Origin of the sequence: Streptomyces mayonensis, from assembly GCF_018982965.1 — a bacterium.
GTDB classification, from domain to species: Bacteria; Actinomycetota; Actinomycetes; order Streptomycetales; family Streptomycetaceae; genus Streptomyces; species Streptomyces mayonensis.
This window is the reverse complement of the sequence record NZ_JACBYP010000014.1, coordinates 73,599-91,735: the sequence shown is the minus strand read 5'-3', so window position 1 is coordinate 91,735 and position 18,137 is coordinate 73,599. Positions and strand designations below refer to the sequence as shown.

The window sequence follows — 18,137 nt, the reverse complement described above, 5'->3', positions numbered from 1 at the left end:
AGTCGGATGCCGTCAGCTGGTCACCTTGACGTCGGCCAGGCGGCCGCGCCATTCGCCGTTCGCCTGCATCGGCAGATCGGTGAGCCACACCAGGAGGTACCGGCTCTTGAGCGCCTTGCCCGGCTTGAGTTCCACCGTCGTGCCAGAGCCTTCGGCAACCTTCTGGAAGCCGTCGAAGGAGGTCGGCTCCCCTGCGGCGTCCGCGCTCGCGCTGCGCAGTTCGACGGACGTGTTCCCGAGGAAGGTGACGGTCACCTTTCCGACCTGCTGGACCTTGCCGAGGTCCAGGATGACGCCGACCCCGTCCTTGAGGCGGCCGAAGTCGGAGCTGAGATAGTAGTCCGTCTGCCAGTAGGTGGACGGGTCGTTGTCGTAGACGTTGCCCACCTCGGACGGCTTCTCGGACTGGTCGCCGAAGGGGTCGAAGTCCCGCGCCCCGGTGATCGAGACCGGTTTGCCGGACGTGGGTGCCTTCGGGCCCTTGTCGTTGTCGCCGTCCACCGTCTGTGTCCGGTCCGGGTCGTCGGCCTTGCCGCCCCGCTCCATGAGCGCGTCCGCCAGCTGCCAGCTGCCGAGGCCGAGCGCGGCGATCAGCAGTGCGGAGACGCCCCACTTGAGTGCCTTGCCGGTACGGCTCTGCAACGGAGGCGGCGGCGTCGGTGCCGGCTGGGCAGTGCCGGGGCGTGGTGCCGAGCGGCCGTAGGCGCCCTGCTGATAGGCCGTGCCCTGGTACGCGGGCGGGGCGGTGTACGCCGGTTCCGGCGGGCGGATGCGGGGCATCTCGCCGATCGCCTTCACCAGCTCCTCCGGCGTGGTGCACGGTGCCTCGTGCCGGGAAGCGGTCGCCCCGTCGTTGGCGAGCGCCCGCATGGCGAGCTCCGACAGGCCCCGGTGGACACCCGCACGCACCTGGTCCGGAGGGATGAGACCGATGTCCTTCGGCAGGCCGACCAGACCGTGGGCATCGTCCTCGTAGGGCCAGCGCTGGGTGAGCGTGGCGTACAGCAGGGCGCCGATGGCCTCGGTGTCGGTGCGCTGCGGGGTGTCGGAACTGATCCCGCGCAGCGCGGCGTTGACGGCGAGTCCGCGGATCCGCCACTGGCCCGTGGACGTGCGCAGTACCGCGTTGGGGCTCAGCCTCAGGTGGGACAGGCCCTCGCGATGGGCGGCCGCCATGGCTGCCGCGACCTGACTGACCATCTGGTAGGCGTCGTACACCTCCAGGGGTCCGGAGGCGAGCAGAGCGGTCAGCTCGGTGGCGTCGGGGAGCCATTCGTGAACGACGTAGACGAGGTCCTCGTCCTCCACGGCGTCCAGCACCTGGACGAAGCGGGGATCGCCGAGCAGGGCGGAGGAGCGTGCGGAGGCCAGCACCGACCGGGCCCGGGCATGGTCGGCCGGAAGGATGTGGACGCCGACGGCCCGGCGGAGCTTCTCGTCGACGGCGCGCCAACTGCTGAAGCCGTCCAGACGGGTGACGCATTCCTCGAGGCGGTAGCGTCTGGCGAGCTTGTGTCCGCTGTGCGGGTCGGGAGGCGAGGACGTGCCGGAGTCCTCGCCCGTGGGGGCCCCTTGTACCTCGTCGCTGTCCGTGTCCCGCTCCCGGTTGTTGGCCACCCCGTCGGCCGTGGACTGGTCCGCCTGTGCGGTCAGCGGTTCTTCACCGCTGTTGTCTGCCACGTCGACGGCAGCTGTGCTCCGTTCCGCCACCGTCGTTCCTGCCTCCCCATTCCGTGCGCGTCGTCCGACTTCCGATCAGCGCGTCCGACGCCGAACCCAATTGTGCCCACAGTCCGCCGCTATGCACGACACACGGCGGCGGACGATGGTTGTGCGCCTACCCCGGCTCTCAGCGTCCCAGGCGTCCGCGCACCATGCCGACCAGAGAGTTGACTTCCTCGATGCGCATGCGGCGGGCGGCCACGAAGAAGACACCGAACAGCAGCAGCCCGCCGGCCAGCAGCGCGGCGAGCGACCCCACGGCGCCCTGACCGAGCGCGTGGCCGATGGCGTAGCAGGCGGCACCGCTGATCAGGGCGGCCGGCACGGAGGCGATGCACAGCCGTGCGTACGTCCGCAGCACCCGGGCGCCGTCCAGGTCTCCGCCGAGCCGCTTGCGCAGCCTGCGCCAGGCGACACCCACGCCGATCACGTAGGCCAGGCCGTAGGAGGCGGCCATGCCGACAACGGCCCAGCGGGCGGGCAGCAGGAGGTAACACAGCCCGGAGGCGGAGGCATTGACGATTGCCACGATGACCGTGTTGTAGAAGGGGGTCCGCGTGTCCTCGTAGGCGTAGAAGGCGCGCAGGACGACGTACTGCACGGAGTACGGAATGAGACCGAGGCCGAAGGCCATCAGCATGTAGCCCATGTTGGTGGCTTCGCTGGTGCCCGAGGAGCCGAACATGAGGGTGCACATCGGGATGCCGAGGGCGAGGAAGCCGAAGGAGACGGGAATGATGGCGACGGCCGTCGTGCGCAGGCCCTGGGAGATGTCGTCCCGGACCGCACCGCCGTCCTCCTCGGCCGCCGAGCGGGAGATCCGGGGCAGCAGGGCGGCCATCAGCGAAACGGTGATGATGGCCTGGGGCAGGCCCCAGATGAGCTGTGCGTTGGCGTAGGCGGCGAAGCCGGTGCCGTCGACGGGAGACGCCTTGCCCGCCGCGGTGGAGAGCTGGATGACGATCATGGCGCCGGCCTGGTTGGCGAGCACGAACAGGACCGTCCACTTGGCGAGGGTGACGGCCTTGCCGAGTCCGTGCCCCCTCCAGTCGAAGCGAGGCCGCAGCCGGAAGCCCGTTTCCCGCAGGTACGGGATCATGGCCAGGGACTGCACGATGAGGCCCAGCAGCACACCGATGCCGAGCAGCCGCTCGCCCTCCGGCGGGATGCTCGTGACCTTCATGCCGGAGCTTTCCGCGGTGCCGTAGACCCAGATGAACATGCCCAGGGTCACGATGATGACGATGTTGTTCAGGACCGGGGTCCACATCATCGCGCCGAACCTGCCGCGGGCGTTGAGGACCTGTCCCATCACCACGTGCAGGCCCATGAAGAAGATGGACGGCAGGAAGTAGCGGACGAAGGTGATGCCGACTTCGTTCGCCGCCGGGTCACTGGCGACGGGGTTGGACAGCAGCCGGATCAGCAGGGGCGCGCCGAAGACCGTGAGCACGGTGAGCGCGCCGAGCGCCACCATGACCAGGGTCAGCAGGCGGTTCGCGTAGGCCTCGCCACCGTCGTCGTCATCCTTCATGGCCCGTACGAGCTGCGGTACGAAGACCGAGTTGAGGCCGCCGCCGACGGTGAGGATGTAGATCATCGTGGGCAGTTGGTAGGCGACCTGGAAGGTGTCGCCGAGCAGGCCCACGCCCAGTGCCGAGACGATCAGTGCCGACCGGATGAACCCGGTGAGCCGGGAGACCATCGTGCCGGCGGCCATCACGGCGCTCGACTTCAGCAGGCCGCCTGCACGTCCGCCCTTCTTGGGTGCGGCGGCCGGCTCCGGCTCCTCGAGCGGAGCCTCGGCCGCTTCCGGTGTCGGGGCAACCGCGTACTGGCCGGGCGCGGGCGCAGCGTGCTGCTCGTGCGGCGGGGAGGAGGCAGCCGGGTTGCCGTACGGGCCGGGGGCCGGGGGGTTCCCGTACGGCGCGGGTCCCTGGGGGCCCCCGTACTGGACCGGGCCCGGCGCCCCGCCGTACGGACCGGGCGCCGGGGCGGGCACCGAGGTGTGGTCGTCGTAGGAGGACCGGCCGTCGTAGGAGGGATGGCCGCCGCCGTGCTGCTGGTCGCGGAAGAGGTGGGCGAAGGCATCCGGTTCGTGGCGCTGGTCGCCGGCCTGGGAGACCAGGTCGTCCACGCCGACGAACCGGGTGGTCCGCGGGTCGTCGCCGTACGGCAGGTACTGCGTCGGGCCCTCGGGTTCCGGGGCCGGGGGCTGGGCCCACACGCGTGGGTCCGGGGCATGGGGGGACTGGGCGGGCTGTGAGTACAGCGGTTGCTGCGGGTGGGCGCCGGGTGGCGGCGGGGGGTGCGAGGCGCGGTCGTACAGCGCCTCGGAGACCGGGTCCTGCGCGGAGAGGTCCTGCGCCCGGTAGGGATCCTGGTCGTAGGCGTCCTGGAGGTACATGTCCGCAGGCGGTTGCGGCGGTGTCCGGCCGGGGTCCTGCGGCGGACCCTGGGGGTGCCCCGAGCCGTCCACGGCCTGACCGCGGTCACCGTCGTACGGCGCGTTCATGGTTACCCCACCTCATCGTCCCGGGCCCACCGGCCACGACATCCTCAACGGTCCACTCTCTCACCCGTGCCGGACGGGTCGGCGCTTTCCGCTGCGGTGTCCGGTGTCGGGTCACTCGGCTGCTCCGGGTCGCCTGCCCGCGCCGGTGCCCCGGACTCCTTCTTCAGACGTCCGTCGGCCCCGTTCGGGTTCTCCGTGCTCTCCGAGTCGTCCCCGGGATCCTCCGACCCCTCCGACCCCTCCGAATCGCCGGAGGCGGCCTTCTCGGCGTCCCTGGCCGCGGCGCGCTTGCGCTGCGTGTACATCCGGAAGCCGGCCAGGACGAGCAGCAGGACACCGCCGCCGATGACGAGCATCACGGTGGCGGTGATCTCGGTGACCTTGACGTCGAAGCTGACCGGCTCGCCGTACCTGCGGCCGTCCTGCGTGTACAGCTGGGCGATCACCGTCGCCCGGCCGTTGGCGTTGGCCGAGGTGGTGAACTTCACCGACTGGCTGTGGCCGCCCGAGACCGAGATCGGCTGCTCCTCGTAGTCGGCGCCGCCGATCTCGAGGCGGGTGGGACTGGTCGAGGTGAGTCGCAGCACCAGGGGGCCGACGTCCTGCACCAGGTTGTTCTGCACCGTCACGGGAATCGTTGCGCTGCGCCCGGAGAGCTTCGTCTCGGACTTGTCGATCAGTCTGACTCCGCCGGTGAGCCCGTCCAGATGCGACCTCACACCGGTGCGGAAGGACGCCGCCTCGGAGGCCCGGCCCCGCCAGGACGCGGACATCTCGCGGTTCAGGGCGCGTCCGAAGGGGGTCACCACTCGGGTCGGGTCCGACAGGACGACCTTGAAGTTCTCGAGCGCGTCCTGGGTCCGGGCGCTTGCCACGAACGCCGAGTGGGGCAGTTCGTTCTTGCGCAGAGCGGAGGGGTAGGACGAGGCCCTCGGCACCCTGGTGGTCGCGTCCGGGTCCGGCTTGGCCGAGGCGGCAGCCGCCAGTTTCTGGGGCTCGGACCAGGTGCCGCTCTGCAGGGCCCGAAGCGCCTCGGCCATCGCGCGGGCCTGGCTGCCCGAGGGCATGCGCTGCGGGGCGATGACGATGCTGCGCTGCTTCTCGGTCTGGAGGCCCAGGGAGAGGCTCTCGGCGAGGAAGCGCTGCACGGCCAGGGTGGACGACGATGCCTTCGTCAGGTCGCCGTCGAACGCCGTGGACAGCCGGGCGTCCGCGACGACGGCCGTGGTCCCGCCGCCGATGGGTCGGGCCGCCGATGGCGTGTACGGCAGGCCGCCGGTCTCCTGCATGCTGTCGCTGCGAGCGATCACCTTGTCGGCGCCGGCTGAGGTCGCGACCTTGACGATCGACTGGTCGACGGCGCCGTCCACGGGCCAGGCGAAGTCGGTGCTCGGTTTCACGTGGAGGATCGGCTCGACCGTGTTGTTGACGACGTCCGTCGCTTCCTTGAGCTGGCTCAGCGAGCCGGTGACGTCCGTGCCGTTGTGGGCCAGGGACGCCAGGTCGGGGTCGGCGAAGGGGAGGGCGACCACCTCCTTGTCGGCCACCGCGTCCTGCAGGTCGGCGAGCCACTGCTTGGCGACCGCCTGGTGGGTGCCGGCGGTGGTCGTGCCCTCGTCCTGCACGCTGTAGCTGCCGGTCATCGCGTCCACCGAGGCCAGCAGATCCGGGTCCACGACCCAGGTGACGTCGAGGTCCTTGCCCAGCGTCACCATCTGGTTCAGACGGCCGCCGGGGGAGATCTCCTTGGCCAGGTCGTCGTTGAGGAAGACCGGGGTCTGCTCCTCGTTCGGCCCGGTCTCGGCGGCCATGTGCGTGGTCGACACGAGCGGCCACAGGGCCGTGGTCTTGGTCCGGGTGCCGGCCCCGTCGGGCTGCCAGGGCAGGAAGGTCCGCTGGATCCCGAGGACCTGCTCCCACGGTTGCGCCGAGGTCTGTCCGGAGAGCGAGACGGCGAACTCGTAGACGCCGTCGGCGCCGAGGTCCAGGTCTTCGACCGGCACGGAGATGTTGAAGTGCTCGGCGACACCCGGAGCGAGCTTGGAGAACTTCTCGGTGTACTTGTCGGCGATCTCCGGGGAGATCGGGCCCCGGAGATCGTCGCCGTCCTTGGCGATCGCGTCGACGGACGACCGGGTGTCGACCTCGGGACCGACGCGCAGGCCCACGTGGGCGTCGGTGACGGCCCGCTTGCCGGTATTGGTCACGGTGCCGGACACCGTCACCGTGTCGCCGTCCGTGGGTGCCGAGGGGGTGAGCGAGTCCACGGCGACGGCCACCGGGCCGGCGTCGGCCTCGGCCCGGGCGCCGGCCCTGCCCTCGGCGTGCGCCGGGCCGGCGGCCGGCAGCTGCACGAGACCGGCCAGCAGGGGCGCCCCGGCGAGCAGTGCCGTGGTGCGCCGGAGCCACCGGCGGGCAGGAGAGGGACTGGTCCCCTGGAAGTCTGCCGCCTCGGCCACGCGCTCGCCCGTCCCTCGTCGTGATCAGTGGTCGTCGGAATGTGCGTCCACGCATGGTAACGATGTGCGCCGAGAGGAAGTGCCGCGGAGTGGGCCACAAGATCCGTCGCCGAACGAGGTCGCCGTGTATGTGCCCCTATAAGGGGAGCGGTGCAAAAAGGGTCGCATTCGGTGGGCGATCCGCCCAGGCGCCTGTCTCCGTCCGGGCCACGTACCCTTTTCTGTTGTGCCGAACGCCAATGAAGTCAGCCCCAGTGTCCTGAGTCGGGAGCAGTCCCCCGCGGTGAGTGAACCGCTGCGGATCGCCCCGGTCGCCGACGATCTCGCCCGCCGCTTCCAGGAGGCCGGGTTCTCCCTCGCCCTGGTCGGCGGATCGGTCAGGGATGCGTTGCTGGGCCGGCTCGGGAACGACCTGGACTTCACGACCGATGCCCGTCCCCAGGACGTACTGAAGATCCTGCGACCGTGGGCGGACGCGGTCTGGGAGGTCGGCATCGCCTTCGGCACGGTGGGGGCGCAGAAAGACTCTCGCGTCGGGGACGTCGACCGGAGCTGGCAGATCGAGGTGACCACCTACCGGTCGGAGGCGTACGACCGCACCTCGCGCAAGCCCGAGGTGGCCTACGGCGACTCCATCGAGGAAGATCTCGTCAGGCGCGACTTCACGGTGAACGCCATGGCGGTCGCGCTTCCCGAGCAGGTGTTCATCGACCCGCACGGCGGACTGGACGATCTGGCGGCGCGTGTGCTGCGGACTCCCGGCACTCCCGAGGACTCCTTCTCGGACGACCCGCTCAGGATGATGCGGGCAGCCAGGTTCGCCGCGCAGCTCGACTTCGAGGTGGCGCCCGAGGTGGTCAAGGCCATGAAGGACATGGCCGGGCGGATCGGCATCGTCTCCGCAGAGCGCGTCCGGGACGAACTGAACAAGCTCATCCTCTCCCCTCACCCCCGCAAGGGCCTGAGCCTGCTGGTGGAGACCGGGCTGGCCGAACACGTCCTCCCCGAGCTGCCTGCGCTGCGTCTGGAGCGGGACGAGCACCACCGGCACAAGGACGTCTACGACCACACGCTCATCGTCCTGGAGCAGGCGATGGCCCTGGAGAGCGAAGGGCCCGATCTGGCCCTGCGCCTGGCTGCCCTGCTGCACGACATCGGCAAGCCCCGCACCCGTCGCTTCGAGAAGGACGGCCGGGTCTCCTTCCACCACCACGAGGTGGTCGGGGCCAAGATGACGAAGAAGCGCATGACGGCGCTCAAGTACCCCAACGACCTCGTGAAGGACGTCTCCCGCCTGGTCGAACTGCACCTGCGCTTCCACGGGTACGGCACGGGAGAGTGGACGGACTCGGCGGTCCGCCGCTATGTCCGGGACGCCGGTCCCCTGCTGGACCGCCTCCACAAGCTGACCCGGTCCGACTGCACGACGCGCAACAAGCGCAAGGCCTCGGCGCTCTCCCGCGCGTATGACGGGCTGGAAGAGCGCATCGCTCAGCTGCAGGAGCAGGAGGAGCTGGACGCGATCCGCCCCGACCTGGACGGCAACCAGATCATGGAGATCCTCGACGTCCGTCCCGGACCGGCCGTGGGTCAGGCCTACAAGCACCTGTTGGAGCTTCGTCTGGAGAACGGTCCCATGGGGCACGACGCGGCGGTGGCAGCGTTGAAGGACTGGTGGGCCGCGCAGAAGTGAGTACTCGGGGGTTGTTTCACGTGAAACATCGCCCTCCGGCCACGCATGTGGGGCGGTGTTTCACGTGAAACACCGCCCCACATCGAGTCACTCAGGTGACTACTTGTTGTCTCCCAGGCACAGCGTGAAGGAGTCGCCGGTCTCCTCCCAGGTCAACGTCGCCGTCGTGCCTTCGACGCTCTGGCAGGTCAGCTGAGGGACCATGGAGCCGTCGGCCTTCTTCAGCACCGTGTGGGTGGCCTTGGAGTCGCTGCAGTCGACCTGGATGACCTCGGGGTCGCTGTCACTCCCCTTGTTGTACAGGCAGTCGCCGACAGCCAGCTTCTTCGCGTCCTCGGCATCACGGTTCACGTACCAGCCGACGCCGATGGAGACCAGGGCCACGACGGCCACCGCGATGCGCAGGTACTGTTTGAAGCCGCGCTTGGGCTGCTGCGGCTGCACCGGGGCGTGGGGAACTCCGCCCGGCGGGGGGAACCCCGGCTGGCCGGCCTGCTGGGGGAAGCCCTGCTGCTGGGCGTACGGGTTCTGTCCCTGGGGCTGCTGCGGGGCCTGCGGCTGGCCCTGCGCGAACGGATTGCCCTGGGGTGGCGGCTGAGTGGTCACTGGGGTCCCCCTGAGGAAATAGGTGCGTGTCGCGGCCGTGCCGCGAGATAAGACCCACGTAAGCTACCGGGTCCCAGTGACAACCCCGTACTCAGGAGAAGCTCTGTGTCATTGATGTGACACTTACTGGCTCTCAAACCGGACCATAGCTGTTGCAACTGCTCCGTAGACCGCGGTGACCGCGACGACCAGGGCTGCGGACCGGCCGTCCGGTGGCAGCATCAGTGCGGCCACCCCTGCGGCGCCCACGAAGGCGACGTTGAACAGCACGTCGTAGACGGAGAAGATCCGGCCGCGGAAGGCGTCCTCGACCGACGACTGCACCACCGTGTCGGTCGCGATCTTCGCCCCCTGCGTCGTCAGCCCCAGGACGAACGCACCGGCGAGCAGGGGAACCGTGGCGAACGGCAGCCCGAGTGCCGGCACCAGTACCGTGGCCGCTCCCGCACACACGGCCATCCAGCGGCCGGGGCCCAGCCGTCCCGCCGCCCAGGGAGTGACCACCGCGGCCGCGAAGAAGCCGGCCCCGGAGACACCCAGCACCAGCCCCAGCAGCGCGAGCCCCTCATCCGTGGTCGAGGTCAGGGCGTACCGGCAGAGCATCAGCAGCATGACCAGCAGCGCGCCGTAGCAGAACCGCATCAGGGTCATGCCCGCGAGTGCCCAGGCCGCCTCCCGGCGCGCGGGGGCGGCGAGATGACGTACGCCGGCCGTCAGGTCGCGGGCGATGCCGGCGAGTGCCGGGACCAGTCGCGGCGGCACCCGTGCGGGGTCGGGGCCCAGCAGTCCCACCGCGATGCGCAGCGACGCCAGGGCCCCGCACAGATAGAGGACGGCTCCGAGCAGCACCACGGCGGCGTCGGAGTCCGCGACCACCAGGCGGACGACGAAGGCGAGGCCGCCGCCCGCCGTGGCGGCCAGGGTGCCGGCGGTCGGCGAGAGCGAGTTGGCGATCACCAGCCGCTCGGTGTCGACGACTCGCGGCAGTGCCGCGGACAGGCCCGCGAGGACGAAGCGGTTGACGGCGGTGACGCAGAGGGCGGAGACGTAGAAGAGCCAGTCCGGGACGGACGCGATCATCAGCAGAGCCGTGACGGAGGCCAGTACGGCGCGCAGCAGGTTGCCGTGGAGAAGGACCTGACGGCGGCGCCAGCGGTCCAGCAGGGCCCCGGCGAAGGGCCCCACGAGGGAATAGGGGAGCAGCAGGACCGCCATCGCGGAGGCGACGGCGGCGGCCGACGTCTGTTTCTCCGGGGAGAAGACGACGTAGGTGGCCAGCGCGACCTGGTAGACCCCGTCGGCGCCCTGCGAGAGCAGACGGACGGCGAGCAGGTGCCGAAAACCCTTGAGGCGCAGCAGGACGCGCAGGTCACGGACGACGGCCATGGGGCACAGCCTCACATACGGGGAAGGTCCCCGGGTCACACGACCCGGGGACCTTCGGCTCGGCCGAGCCGGCGTGTGTCAGCGCTCGACCTCGCCGGCGATGAACTTCTCGACGTTGGCGCGGGCCTCGTCGTCGAAGTACTGGACCGGCGGGGACTTCATGAAGTAGCTCGACGCCGACAGGATCGGGCCGCCGATGCCGCGGTCCTTGGCGATCTTCGCGGCGCGCAGGGCGTCGATGATGACACCGGCCGAGTTCGGGGAGTCCCAGACCTCGAGCTTGTACTCCAGGTTCAGCGGGACGTCGCCGAAGGCGCGGCCCTCGAGACGGACGTACGCCCACTTGCGGTCGTCCAGCCAGGCGACGTAGTCGGACGGGCCGATGTGGACGTTGTCCGCACCCAGGTCGCGGTCGGGGATCTGGGAGGTGACGGCCTGCGTCTTGGAGATCTTCTTGGACTCCAGCCGCTCACGCTCGAGCATGTTCTTGAAGTCCATGTTGCCGCCGACGTTGAGCTGCATCGTGCGGTCCAGGACGACACCGCGGTCCTCGAACAGCTTGGCCATGACGCGGTGCGTGATGGTGGCACCGACCTGGGACTTGATGTCGTCGCCGACGATCGGGACGCCCGCCTCGGTGAACCTGTCGGCCCACTCCTTGGTGCCGGCGATGAAGACCGGGAGGGCGTTGACGAAGGCGACCTTCGCGTCGATGGCGCACTGGGCGTAGTACTTCGCCGCGTCCTCGGAACCGACGGGCAGGTAGCAGACGAGGACGTCGACCTGCTGGTCCTTGAGGACCTGGACGACGTCGACCGGCGCCTCGGCGGACTCCTCGATGGTCTGGCGGTAGTACTTGCCCAGACCGTCGTGTGTGTGGCCCCGCTGGACCTGGACGCCGGTGCTCGGCACGTCGCAGATCTTGATGGTGTTGTTCTCGGATGCGCCGATGGCGTCGGCCAGGTCGAGACCGACCTTCTTGGCGTCCACGTCGAAGGCGGCGACGAACTCGATGTCGCGGATGTGGTAGTCGCCGAACTGCACGTGCATCAGGCCGGGGACCTTGGACGCCGGGTCGGCGTCCTTGTAGTACTCGACGCCCTGCACCAGCGATGCGGCGCAGTTGCCCACACCGACGATGGCTACGCGAACCGAACTCATTCCGGTTGCTCCCTGTGTGTACGAGTGAGGCCCTGACGGGGCGCTCACGTGGCGGTGTCGTCGGGCGTATCCGGCCGGGGGTCGTCCCCGGGCCGGGGCAGGCCGCCCGTCGCTCCAGATGTCGTGTCCTGTTGAGCGGTCCCCTCGGCGGCGGAACCTCTGAGGTCCCGCCCCGCCCGCTCGCTCTCGATGAGCTCGTTCAGCCAGCGCACTTCGCGCTCCACGGACTCCATTCCGTGGCGCTGGAGCTCAAGCGTGTAGTCGTCGAGACGCTCCCGGGTGCGCGCCAGCGAGGCACGCATCTTCTCCAGACGCTCCTCCAGCCGGCTGCGCCGGCCCTCGAGCACGCGCATGCGTACGTCACGCGACGTCTGCCCGAAGAACGCGAAGCGAGCGGCGAAGGTCTCGTCCTCGTAGGCGTCCGGGCCCGTCTGTGAAAGAAGCTGCTCGAAATGTTCCTTGCCGTCGGCCGTCAACCGGTAGACGATCTTGGCGCGGCGGCCGGTGAGGGACGCCGCGGCCTCGTCGACGTTGCCCGGTTCCTCGATCAACCAGCCATGGGCGACCAGCGTCTTGAGGCAGGGATAGAGCGTTCCGTAGCTGAACGCCCGGAACACACCCAGTGACGTGTTGAGGCGTTTGCGCAGCTCATAGCCGTGCATGGGGGACTCACGGAGCAGGCCGAGTACGGCGAACTCGAGGATGCCGGATCGCCGGCTCATTGTCGCCTCCTCTCGCCCTTATGCCGCGCTGATGTATCGAGTCGATACATCAGAACGATAGAACGCGCCCCTGGATGCGACAAGAGGGGAACTGGTGAACGGGGTCACATCAGCGTTTCATCGCGAGCAAGTTGCCTGATTTGGGGTGAACTTCGGGCCTAGAGGGTTTTGGCGGTGCGTAGTCTGTGCGCCATGCAGACCACCGGGAACCGAGTGACGCGTGAGGGCGTCCCTGTCCCTGGTGCAGTACGGGTGAATGCGGGAGGGGCCGCATCCGTACTTCGGGGGGACCGGAAAACAGCCGCCTTTACCAGGCGCCCGAAGGTGCGCCTGCCCGAGGAGTAGTCGTTCGATGAGCGAGCACCGTCGCAAACCGCCGCAGCCGCAGGGAGGCGGACGTGCCGCGGCCCGACGCGGCCAGTCCGGCTCGTCCTCCGGCCGCCGTGCGGCACCGCGAGGCGCCACAGAGTCGCCGTCCGGCTCGTACGGTTCGGAGGGCGAGGAGCGTCCGCACGGCAGTCGTGCCGAAGCCCGGCGCGCAGCACAGCGCGGCGGAGGCAGCCGCCGCAGAGCGGCCGACCCCGGTCGTGGCGGCCGGCGGGCCGGCCGTGCGGCACCGCCCGGCAAGAAGCGGATGATCGACTACCCGCGCTACGACAAGGACGGCTGGCGCCGCTGGGTGCCCTCCTGGCGGCTCGTCTCCGGCCTGTGCATCGCCTTCTTCGGCGCCATGGTGGCCGCTGCCGGTCTCGCCTACGCCATGGTGGACGTGCCGGACCGCGACAAGACGGCCACGGCTCAGAACAACGTCTACTACTGGGAGGACGGCTCCCAGATGGTGGCCACGGGGGGTGAGCGCAATCGCCAGAGCGTCAACCTCGCCCAGATCCCCAAGGAGATGCAGTACGCCATCATCTCCCAGGAGAACAAGACCTTCTACACCGACAGCGGCATCGACCCCAAGGGCATCGCCCGCGCCGTGTTCAACATGGCCAAGGGCGGCGACACGCAGGGTGGCTCCACCATCACCCAGCAGTACGTGAAGAACGCGATGCTGAACGACCAGTCGCAGACGATCTCCCGCAAGGTGAAGGAGATCTTCGTATCGATCAAGGTCGGCTCCAAGGTGTCCAAGGACGACATCCTCGAGGGGTATCTGAACTCCGCGTACTACGGGCGCGGCGCGTACGGCATCCAGGCCGCCGCGCGTGCCTACTTCAACGTGGATGCCGTCGAACTCGACGCCGGGCAGTGCGCCTTCCTGTCGGCGATGCTCAAGGGCGCCACCTACTTCGACCCGGCGGGCGCGCAGTCGATCGACCCGGCTGCCACACCGCAGGCCAACAGCAAGCGGGCCAAGGCGCAGATGCAGGACACCCTCGACAAGATGGTCGAGTACGGGCATCTCAGCCAGGAGGAACGGGCCAAGCACACCGACCTCCCCAAGGTGGAGAATCCACGGTCGAACTCGCAGCTGGGCGGTCAGGTCGGCTACCTCGTCGACCTCGCCAAGGCTTCGGTGATCAAGAGCGGCAAGGTCACCCAGAAGCAGCTGGAGCGGGGTGGCTACTCGATCCACACGACCTTCAAGAAGAAGAAGGTCGAGAGTCTCAAGAACGCCGTCGAGAACGTCTACAAGAAGGAGATCGATCCCGAGAAGCGGCCCGAGACCGACACCCACGTCCAGTTCGGCGGGGCGTCCGTCAATCCCGAGACGGGAGCCATCGAGGCCATCTACGGCGGCCAGGACGCGACCAAGCACTTCACCAACAACGCCGACGTGACCGGTGCCCAGGTCGGTTCGACGTTCAAGCCGTACGTGCTCGCGGCGGCGATGAAGTGGGGCGTGCGCGACCCCGACCTGGGCGAGCAGCAGGCCCAGGACGAGCGCACCGTCGTCTCCCCGAAGAGCCGCTACAGCGGCAAGAACAACCTCAAGATCAAGGAGTACGACGGGACGATCTGGGAGAACGAGAAGGGCGAGCAGTGGCGTCAGGAGAACGACGGCCAGGACAACGCCTCCGCCGGTGCCCCGCCGGACTACATGATCGACCTTCGTGAGGCCATGCGTGAGTCGATCAACTCCGCGTTCGTCCAGCTCGGCATGGACGTCGGCCTGGACAAGGTGGCGGAGGCCGCCACCGACGCGGGGCTCCTGGAGGACAGCCTGGCGGGCTCCGGCTACCCGTCCTTCTCCATCGGTGTCTCGGATCCGAGTGCCATCCGCATGGCGGGCTCGTACGCCACCTTCGCGCAGAGCGGCAAGCAGCGTGAGCCCTTCTCCGTGACCAAGGTCGTGAACCAGGACGGCACGGTCTACACCCACAAGGTGGAGACCAAGCAGGCGTTCACCGCGAAGGTCGCCGACAACGTCACGGATGTCCTGAAGACCGTCGTCGAGAAGGGGACGGGTACCAATGCCCAGTTGCCCGGTCGCGAGGTGGCCGGCAAGACCGGTACCACCGACGGCAACAAGTCCGCCTGGTTCGTCGGCTACACCCCGCAGCTGTCGACCGCGATCAGCATGTTCCGCTACCCGGACGACGAGACCCTGAAGGACCGCAAGTTCCTGGAGATGTTCGGGACGGGTGGCGAGACGAAGGTCCACGGTGCCTCCTTCCCCTCCACGATCTGGCACAACTACATGGCAGAGGCGCTGAAGGGCACGAAGCCGGTGAAGTTCCCGAAGCCCGAGCCCATCGGCGAGGTCATCAACGACGTTCCACCGTCGAGCCCGCCCCCCTCGCCGTCCGAGACGGAGGAGGAGACGAGTCCGCCACCGTCGTCGTCGCCCAGCGAGAGTGAGACGGCCCCCTCGCCGCCGGCCTCGCCGAGCAACACCTGCGGCGTCTTCGAGTGGAACTGCGACGACGGGGAGGACGGCGGGCACGACTCCACGGGCAATGAGAACGGAGGCCCGGGGGGAAACACCGAGTCGCCGTCTTCTTCGCCCAGTGAGACGGGTGGAGAAGATGACGACGGCGGAGGCGGCCAGGAAGGCGGCGGCGGCTTGTTCGCCGGCCGGAACGGATAGCCGCCGGAACGTCCGGTCTGCGTGTTTCACGTGAAACACCCGCAAGTTTCACGTGAAACAGAGGCCGCCGCATCCACCAGGGTGCGGCGGCCTCCGCGTGTTCCCAGGTGCGTACGGCAGGATGTGCCCCATGCCCAGTGCAGAATCGACGCCAGCGAGCGTGCACGAGCCGGACGCGGTGCGGCCGACTCGGGAGGATCCGGTGGCCGCCGCAGGCAGCGAGCTGATCGGCGGCCCCGTCGGCAGACACGCACTGCTCGGCAGATCCTGGTGGACCCCCGTACGGGTGATCGCTCTGGTGGCGATCGGCATGTTCGCCCTCGGCATGGTCCAGAAGGCGCCCTGCTACAACGGCGCATGGTTCTTCGGTGCCAGCTCCCAGTACACCCACGCGTGCTACTCGGACATTCCGCACCTGTACCAGGGGCGTGGGTTCGTCGACGGGCTCGTGCCGTACTTCGACAAGCTCCCCGGTGACATGGAGTACCTCGAGTACCCCGTGCTGACCGGCGTCTTCATGGAGGTCGCATCCTGGCTCACCCCGGGCAGCGGCACCATCCAGGACCAGGAGCAGTGGTACTGGATGGTCAACGCGGGGATGCTGATGGTCTGCGCTGCGGTCATCGCCGTCTGTGTGACCAGGACGCACACCCGGCGCCCCTGGGACGGCCTGCTGGTCGCCCTCGCGCCGGCCTTCGCTCTGACGGCCACCGTCAACTGGGATCTCCTGGCGGTCGCGCTGACGGCCGCGGCGATGCTGATGTGGTCGCGGCGGCGTCCGCTCGCCTTCGGTGTTCTGCTCGGGTTGGCCACGGCCGCCAAGCTCTACCCGTTCCTGATCCTCGGTCCGTTGCTCGTCCTGTGCTGGCGGGCCGGCAAGTGGCGGGCGTTCGGCACGGCCCTGGGAGGCGCCGCCGTCGCCTGGCTCGTGGTGAACCTGCCCGTGATGCTGTTCGCCTTCGACGGGTGGTCGAAGTTCTACACGTTCAGCCAGGAACGAGGCGTGGACTTCGGTTCCTTCTGGCTGATCCTGGTCCAGAACTCCGACAACCCGCCCAGCACCGAGACCGTCAACACCCTTGCCACCGTTCTGATGCTGCTGTGCTGCGGTGCCGTCGCCGCACTCACGCTGACAGCCCCCAGACGGCCCCGCTTCGCTCAGCTGGCCTTCCTGGTCGTGGCCGCGTTCATCCTCACCAACAAGGTCTACTCACCGCAGTACGTGCTGTGGCTGGTGCCGCTGGCCGCGCTGGCCAGGCCGAAGTGGCGGGACTTCCTGATCTGGCAGGCATGCGAGGCGGCCTACTTCCTCGGGATCTGGATGTACCTCGCCTATACGACCAGCGGGGACGCCCACAAGGGGCTCCCGGCGGACGGCTACCACTGGGCCATCGCCCTGCATCTGCTGGGGACGCTGTTCCTGTGCGTCATGGTCGTGCGCGACATCCTGATGCCGGACCGGGACCCGGTACGGCGGACCGGTGACGACGACCCGTCGGGCGGCGTGCTCGACGGGGCACAGGACGTGTTCGTCCTCGGCCCCGCGGCCCGGCCCGAGCAGCCCGCGGCGTATTCCGAACCAGGGGCCCGGGTGAAGTGGGGCGCACACAGACAGGCAGACGGCTCACTCTGAGTGGACGCGTGATCTGCTCGATCGGTGTGATCACAACAGGGAGGCCGTGCACGCAGACGTCGTGCACGGCCTTCTCAGTCCCGCAGGGCCTTCTCCTCGGTACGCCTGTGGCGTGACCCGTTCGCTAGCGATCGAGAATGCGGTCGAACTGCGTGGTGGTGTGCCGCAGATGGGCCACCAACTCGTCCCCCACCGTGGGCTCCGCCGCGTCCGAGGGCACGAACAGGATCGACACCTGCATGTGCGGGGGCTCGGCGAACCAGCGCTGCTTGCCGCTCCACACGAACGGTGAGAGGTTTCGGTTGACCGTGGCCAGGCCGGCCCGTGCGACGCCCTTGGCGCGTGGCATGACGCCGTGCAGGGCCTTGGGAGCCTCCAGACCCACACCGTGCGACGTGCCGCCCGCCACGACCACCAGGAAGCCGTCGGAGGCCGCCCTCTGCTGCCGGTACCCGAAGCGCTCGCCCTTGGCCACACGGGTGACGTCCAGGACCGCTCCGCGGTACTCGGTGGCCTCGTGGTCGCCCAGCCACAGCCGGGTCCCGATGCGGGCGCGGAAGCGGGTCTGAGGGAACTGCTGCTGGAGCCGGGCCAGCTCGTCGGCCTTGAGATGGCTGACGAACATGGTGTGCAGCGGCAGCCGGGCCGCGCGCAGCCGGTCCATCCACCCGATGACCTCCTCGACGGCGTCCGAGCCGTCGGTGCGGTCCAGCGGCAGATGGATGGCGAAGCCCTCCAGTCGCACGTTCTCTATGGCGGCGTGCAGCTGGGGCAGGTCCTGCTCGGCGATGCCGTGACGCTTCATCGAGGACATCACCTCGATGACCACGCGCGCACCGACCAGGCCGTACACGCCGTCGATGGACGACACCGACCGCACGACCCGGTCGGGCAGCGGAACGGGCTCCTCACCGCGCCGGTACGGGGTCAGCACCAGCAGGTCACCGCCGAAGAAGTCCTTGATCCGGGCGGCCTCGTAGGTGGTGCCCACGGCCAGCACGTCCGAGCCCAGCCGCGTGGCCTCCTCCGCCAGCCGCTCGTGCCCGAAGCCGTAGCCGTTGCCCTTGCAGACCGGGACCAGCCCGGGGAACTGCTCCTGCACGTGCTTGTGGTGCGCCCGCCAGCGCGCGGTGTCGACGTAGAGCGTGAGCGCCATGGCCGGACCTGGAACCTTTCTGGTGGCTGTCAGGGGTACTGATCGGTCGG

The 18,137-nt window shown here is 69.1% G+C and carries 11 protein-coding genes; 3 read left to right on the top strand and 8 right to left on the bottom strand.

Features of this window, described 5'->3' with window-relative positions:
- Window positions 1–12 precede the first annotated feature (12 nt).
- The 3 genes from HZS56_RS08150 to HZS56_RS08140 all read right to left on the bottom strand — a co-directional run bounded on the left by HZS56_RS08150 (window position 13) and on the right by HZS56_RS08140 (window position 6,696).
- A complete protein-coding gene (locus HZS56_RS08150; protein WP_216720014.1) occupies window positions 13–1,710 on the bottom strand; it encodes a protein kinase family protein in 1,698 nt (565 codons plus the stop codon).
- 139 nt (window positions 1,711–1,849) lie between these two features.
- Window positions 1,850–4,237 (bottom strand): murein biosynthesis integral membrane protein MurJ, encoded by a 2,388-nt coding sequence (gene murJ, locus HZS56_RS08145; protein WP_216720013.1) that lies wholly within the window; start codon window positions 4,235–4,237, stop codon window positions 1,850–1,852.
- 44 nt (window positions 4,238–4,281) lie between these two features.
- A complete protein-coding gene (locus tag HZS56_RS08140; protein ID WP_216720012.1) occupies window positions 4,282–6,696 on the bottom strand; it encodes a DUF6049 family protein in 2,415 nt (804 codons plus the stop codon).
- Window positions 6,697–6,922: 226 nt separating this feature from the next.
- Here HZS56_RS08140 and HZS56_RS08135 point away from each other — a divergent pair, with 226 nt between their 5' ends.
- Entirely contained in the window at window positions 6,923–8,389 is a 1,467-nt protein-coding gene (locus tag HZS56_RS08135) for a CCA tRNA nucleotidyltransferase (RefSeq protein WP_216720011.1), read from the top strand.
- Between the two features lie 99 nt (window positions 8,390–8,488).
- Here the strand turns inward: HZS56_RS08135 and HZS56_RS08130 are convergent, their stop codons facing one another.
- The 4 genes from HZS56_RS08130 to HZS56_RS08115 form a co-directional block, all read right to left on the bottom strand.
- Window positions 8,489–8,995, bottom strand: a complete 507-nt coding sequence (locus tag HZS56_RS08130) for an LppU/SCO3897 family protein (protein ID WP_216720010.1) — start codon at window positions 8,993–8,995, stop codon at window positions 8,489–8,491.
- Between the two features lie 123 nt (window positions 8,996–9,118).
- Window positions 9,119–10,381, bottom strand: coding sequence for an MFS transporter (locus tag HZS56_RS08125; protein WP_216720009.1), 1,263 nt, complete (start codon window positions 10,379–10,381; stop codon window positions 9,119–9,121).
- Window positions 10,382–10,459: 78 nt separating this feature from the next.
- Window positions 10,460–11,542: an inositol-3-phosphate synthase gene (locus HZS56_RS08120; RefSeq protein WP_216720008.1), complete on the bottom strand. Its 1,083-nt coding sequence runs from the start codon at window positions 11,540–11,542 to the stop codon at window positions 10,460–10,462.
- A 44-nt stretch (window positions 11,543–11,586) separates the two neighbouring features.
- Complete coding sequence (locus tag HZS56_RS08115; protein WP_216720007.1) at window positions 11,587–12,264, bottom strand: PadR family transcriptional regulator; 678 nt, start codon at window positions 12,262–12,264, stop codon at window positions 11,587–11,589.
- Between the two features lie 634 nt (window positions 12,265–12,898).
- On the opposite strand from HZS56_RS08115, the gene HZS56_RS08110 reads away from it, so the two are divergent.
- Both HZS56_RS08110 and HZS56_RS08105 read left to right on the top strand, forming a co-directional pair.
- Entirely contained in the window at window positions 12,899–15,298 is a 2,400-nt protein-coding gene (locus HZS56_RS08110) for a transglycosylase domain-containing protein (RefSeq protein WP_216720006.1), read from the top strand.
- A gap of 121 nt (window positions 15,299–15,419) precedes the next feature.
- Window positions 15,420–16,931 (top strand): glycosyltransferase family 87 protein, encoded by a 1,512-nt coding sequence (locus HZS56_RS08105; protein ID WP_216720005.1) that lies wholly within the window; start codon window positions 15,420–15,422, stop codon window positions 16,929–16,931.
- Window positions 16,932–17,055: 124 nt separating this feature from the next.
- Here the strand turns inward: HZS56_RS08105 and HZS56_RS08100 are convergent, their stop codons facing one another.
- On the bottom strand, window positions 17,056–18,087 hold the full coding sequence (locus HZS56_RS08100) for an alanine racemase (protein ID WP_216720004.1): 1,032 nt from the start codon (window positions 18,085–18,087) through the stop codon (window positions 17,056–17,058).
- Window positions 18,088–18,137 lie beyond the last annotated feature (50 nt).

Coding starts and splice junctions, on each gene's coding strand:
- HZS56_RS08120 (WP_216720008.1), bottom strand. CDS start 11,542: ATGAGTTCGGTTCGCGTAGCCATCGTCGGTGTGGGCAACTGCGCCGCA.
- murJ (WP_216720013.1), bottom strand. CDS start 4,237: ATGAACGCGCCGTACGACGGTGACCGCGGTCAGGCCGTGGACGGCTCG.
- HZS56_RS08110 (WP_216720006.1), top strand. CDS start 12,899: ATGATCGACTACCCGCGCTACGACAAGGACGGCTGGCGCCGCTGGGTG.
- HZS56_RS08105 (WP_216720005.1), top strand. CDS start 15,420: ATGTGCCCCATGCCCAGTGCAGAATCGACGCCAGCGAGCGTGCACGAG.
- HZS56_RS08100 (WP_216720004.1), bottom strand. CDS start 18,087: ATGGCGCTCACGCTCTACGTCGACACCGCGCGCTGGCGGGCGCACCAC.
- HZS56_RS08115 (WP_216720007.1), bottom strand. CDS start 12,264: ATGAGCCGGCGATCCGGCATCCTCGAGTTCGCCGTACTCGGCCTGCTC.
- HZS56_RS08125 (WP_216720009.1), bottom strand. CDS start 10,381: ATGGCCGTCGTCCGTGACCTGCGCGTCCTGCTGCGCCTCAAGGGTTTT.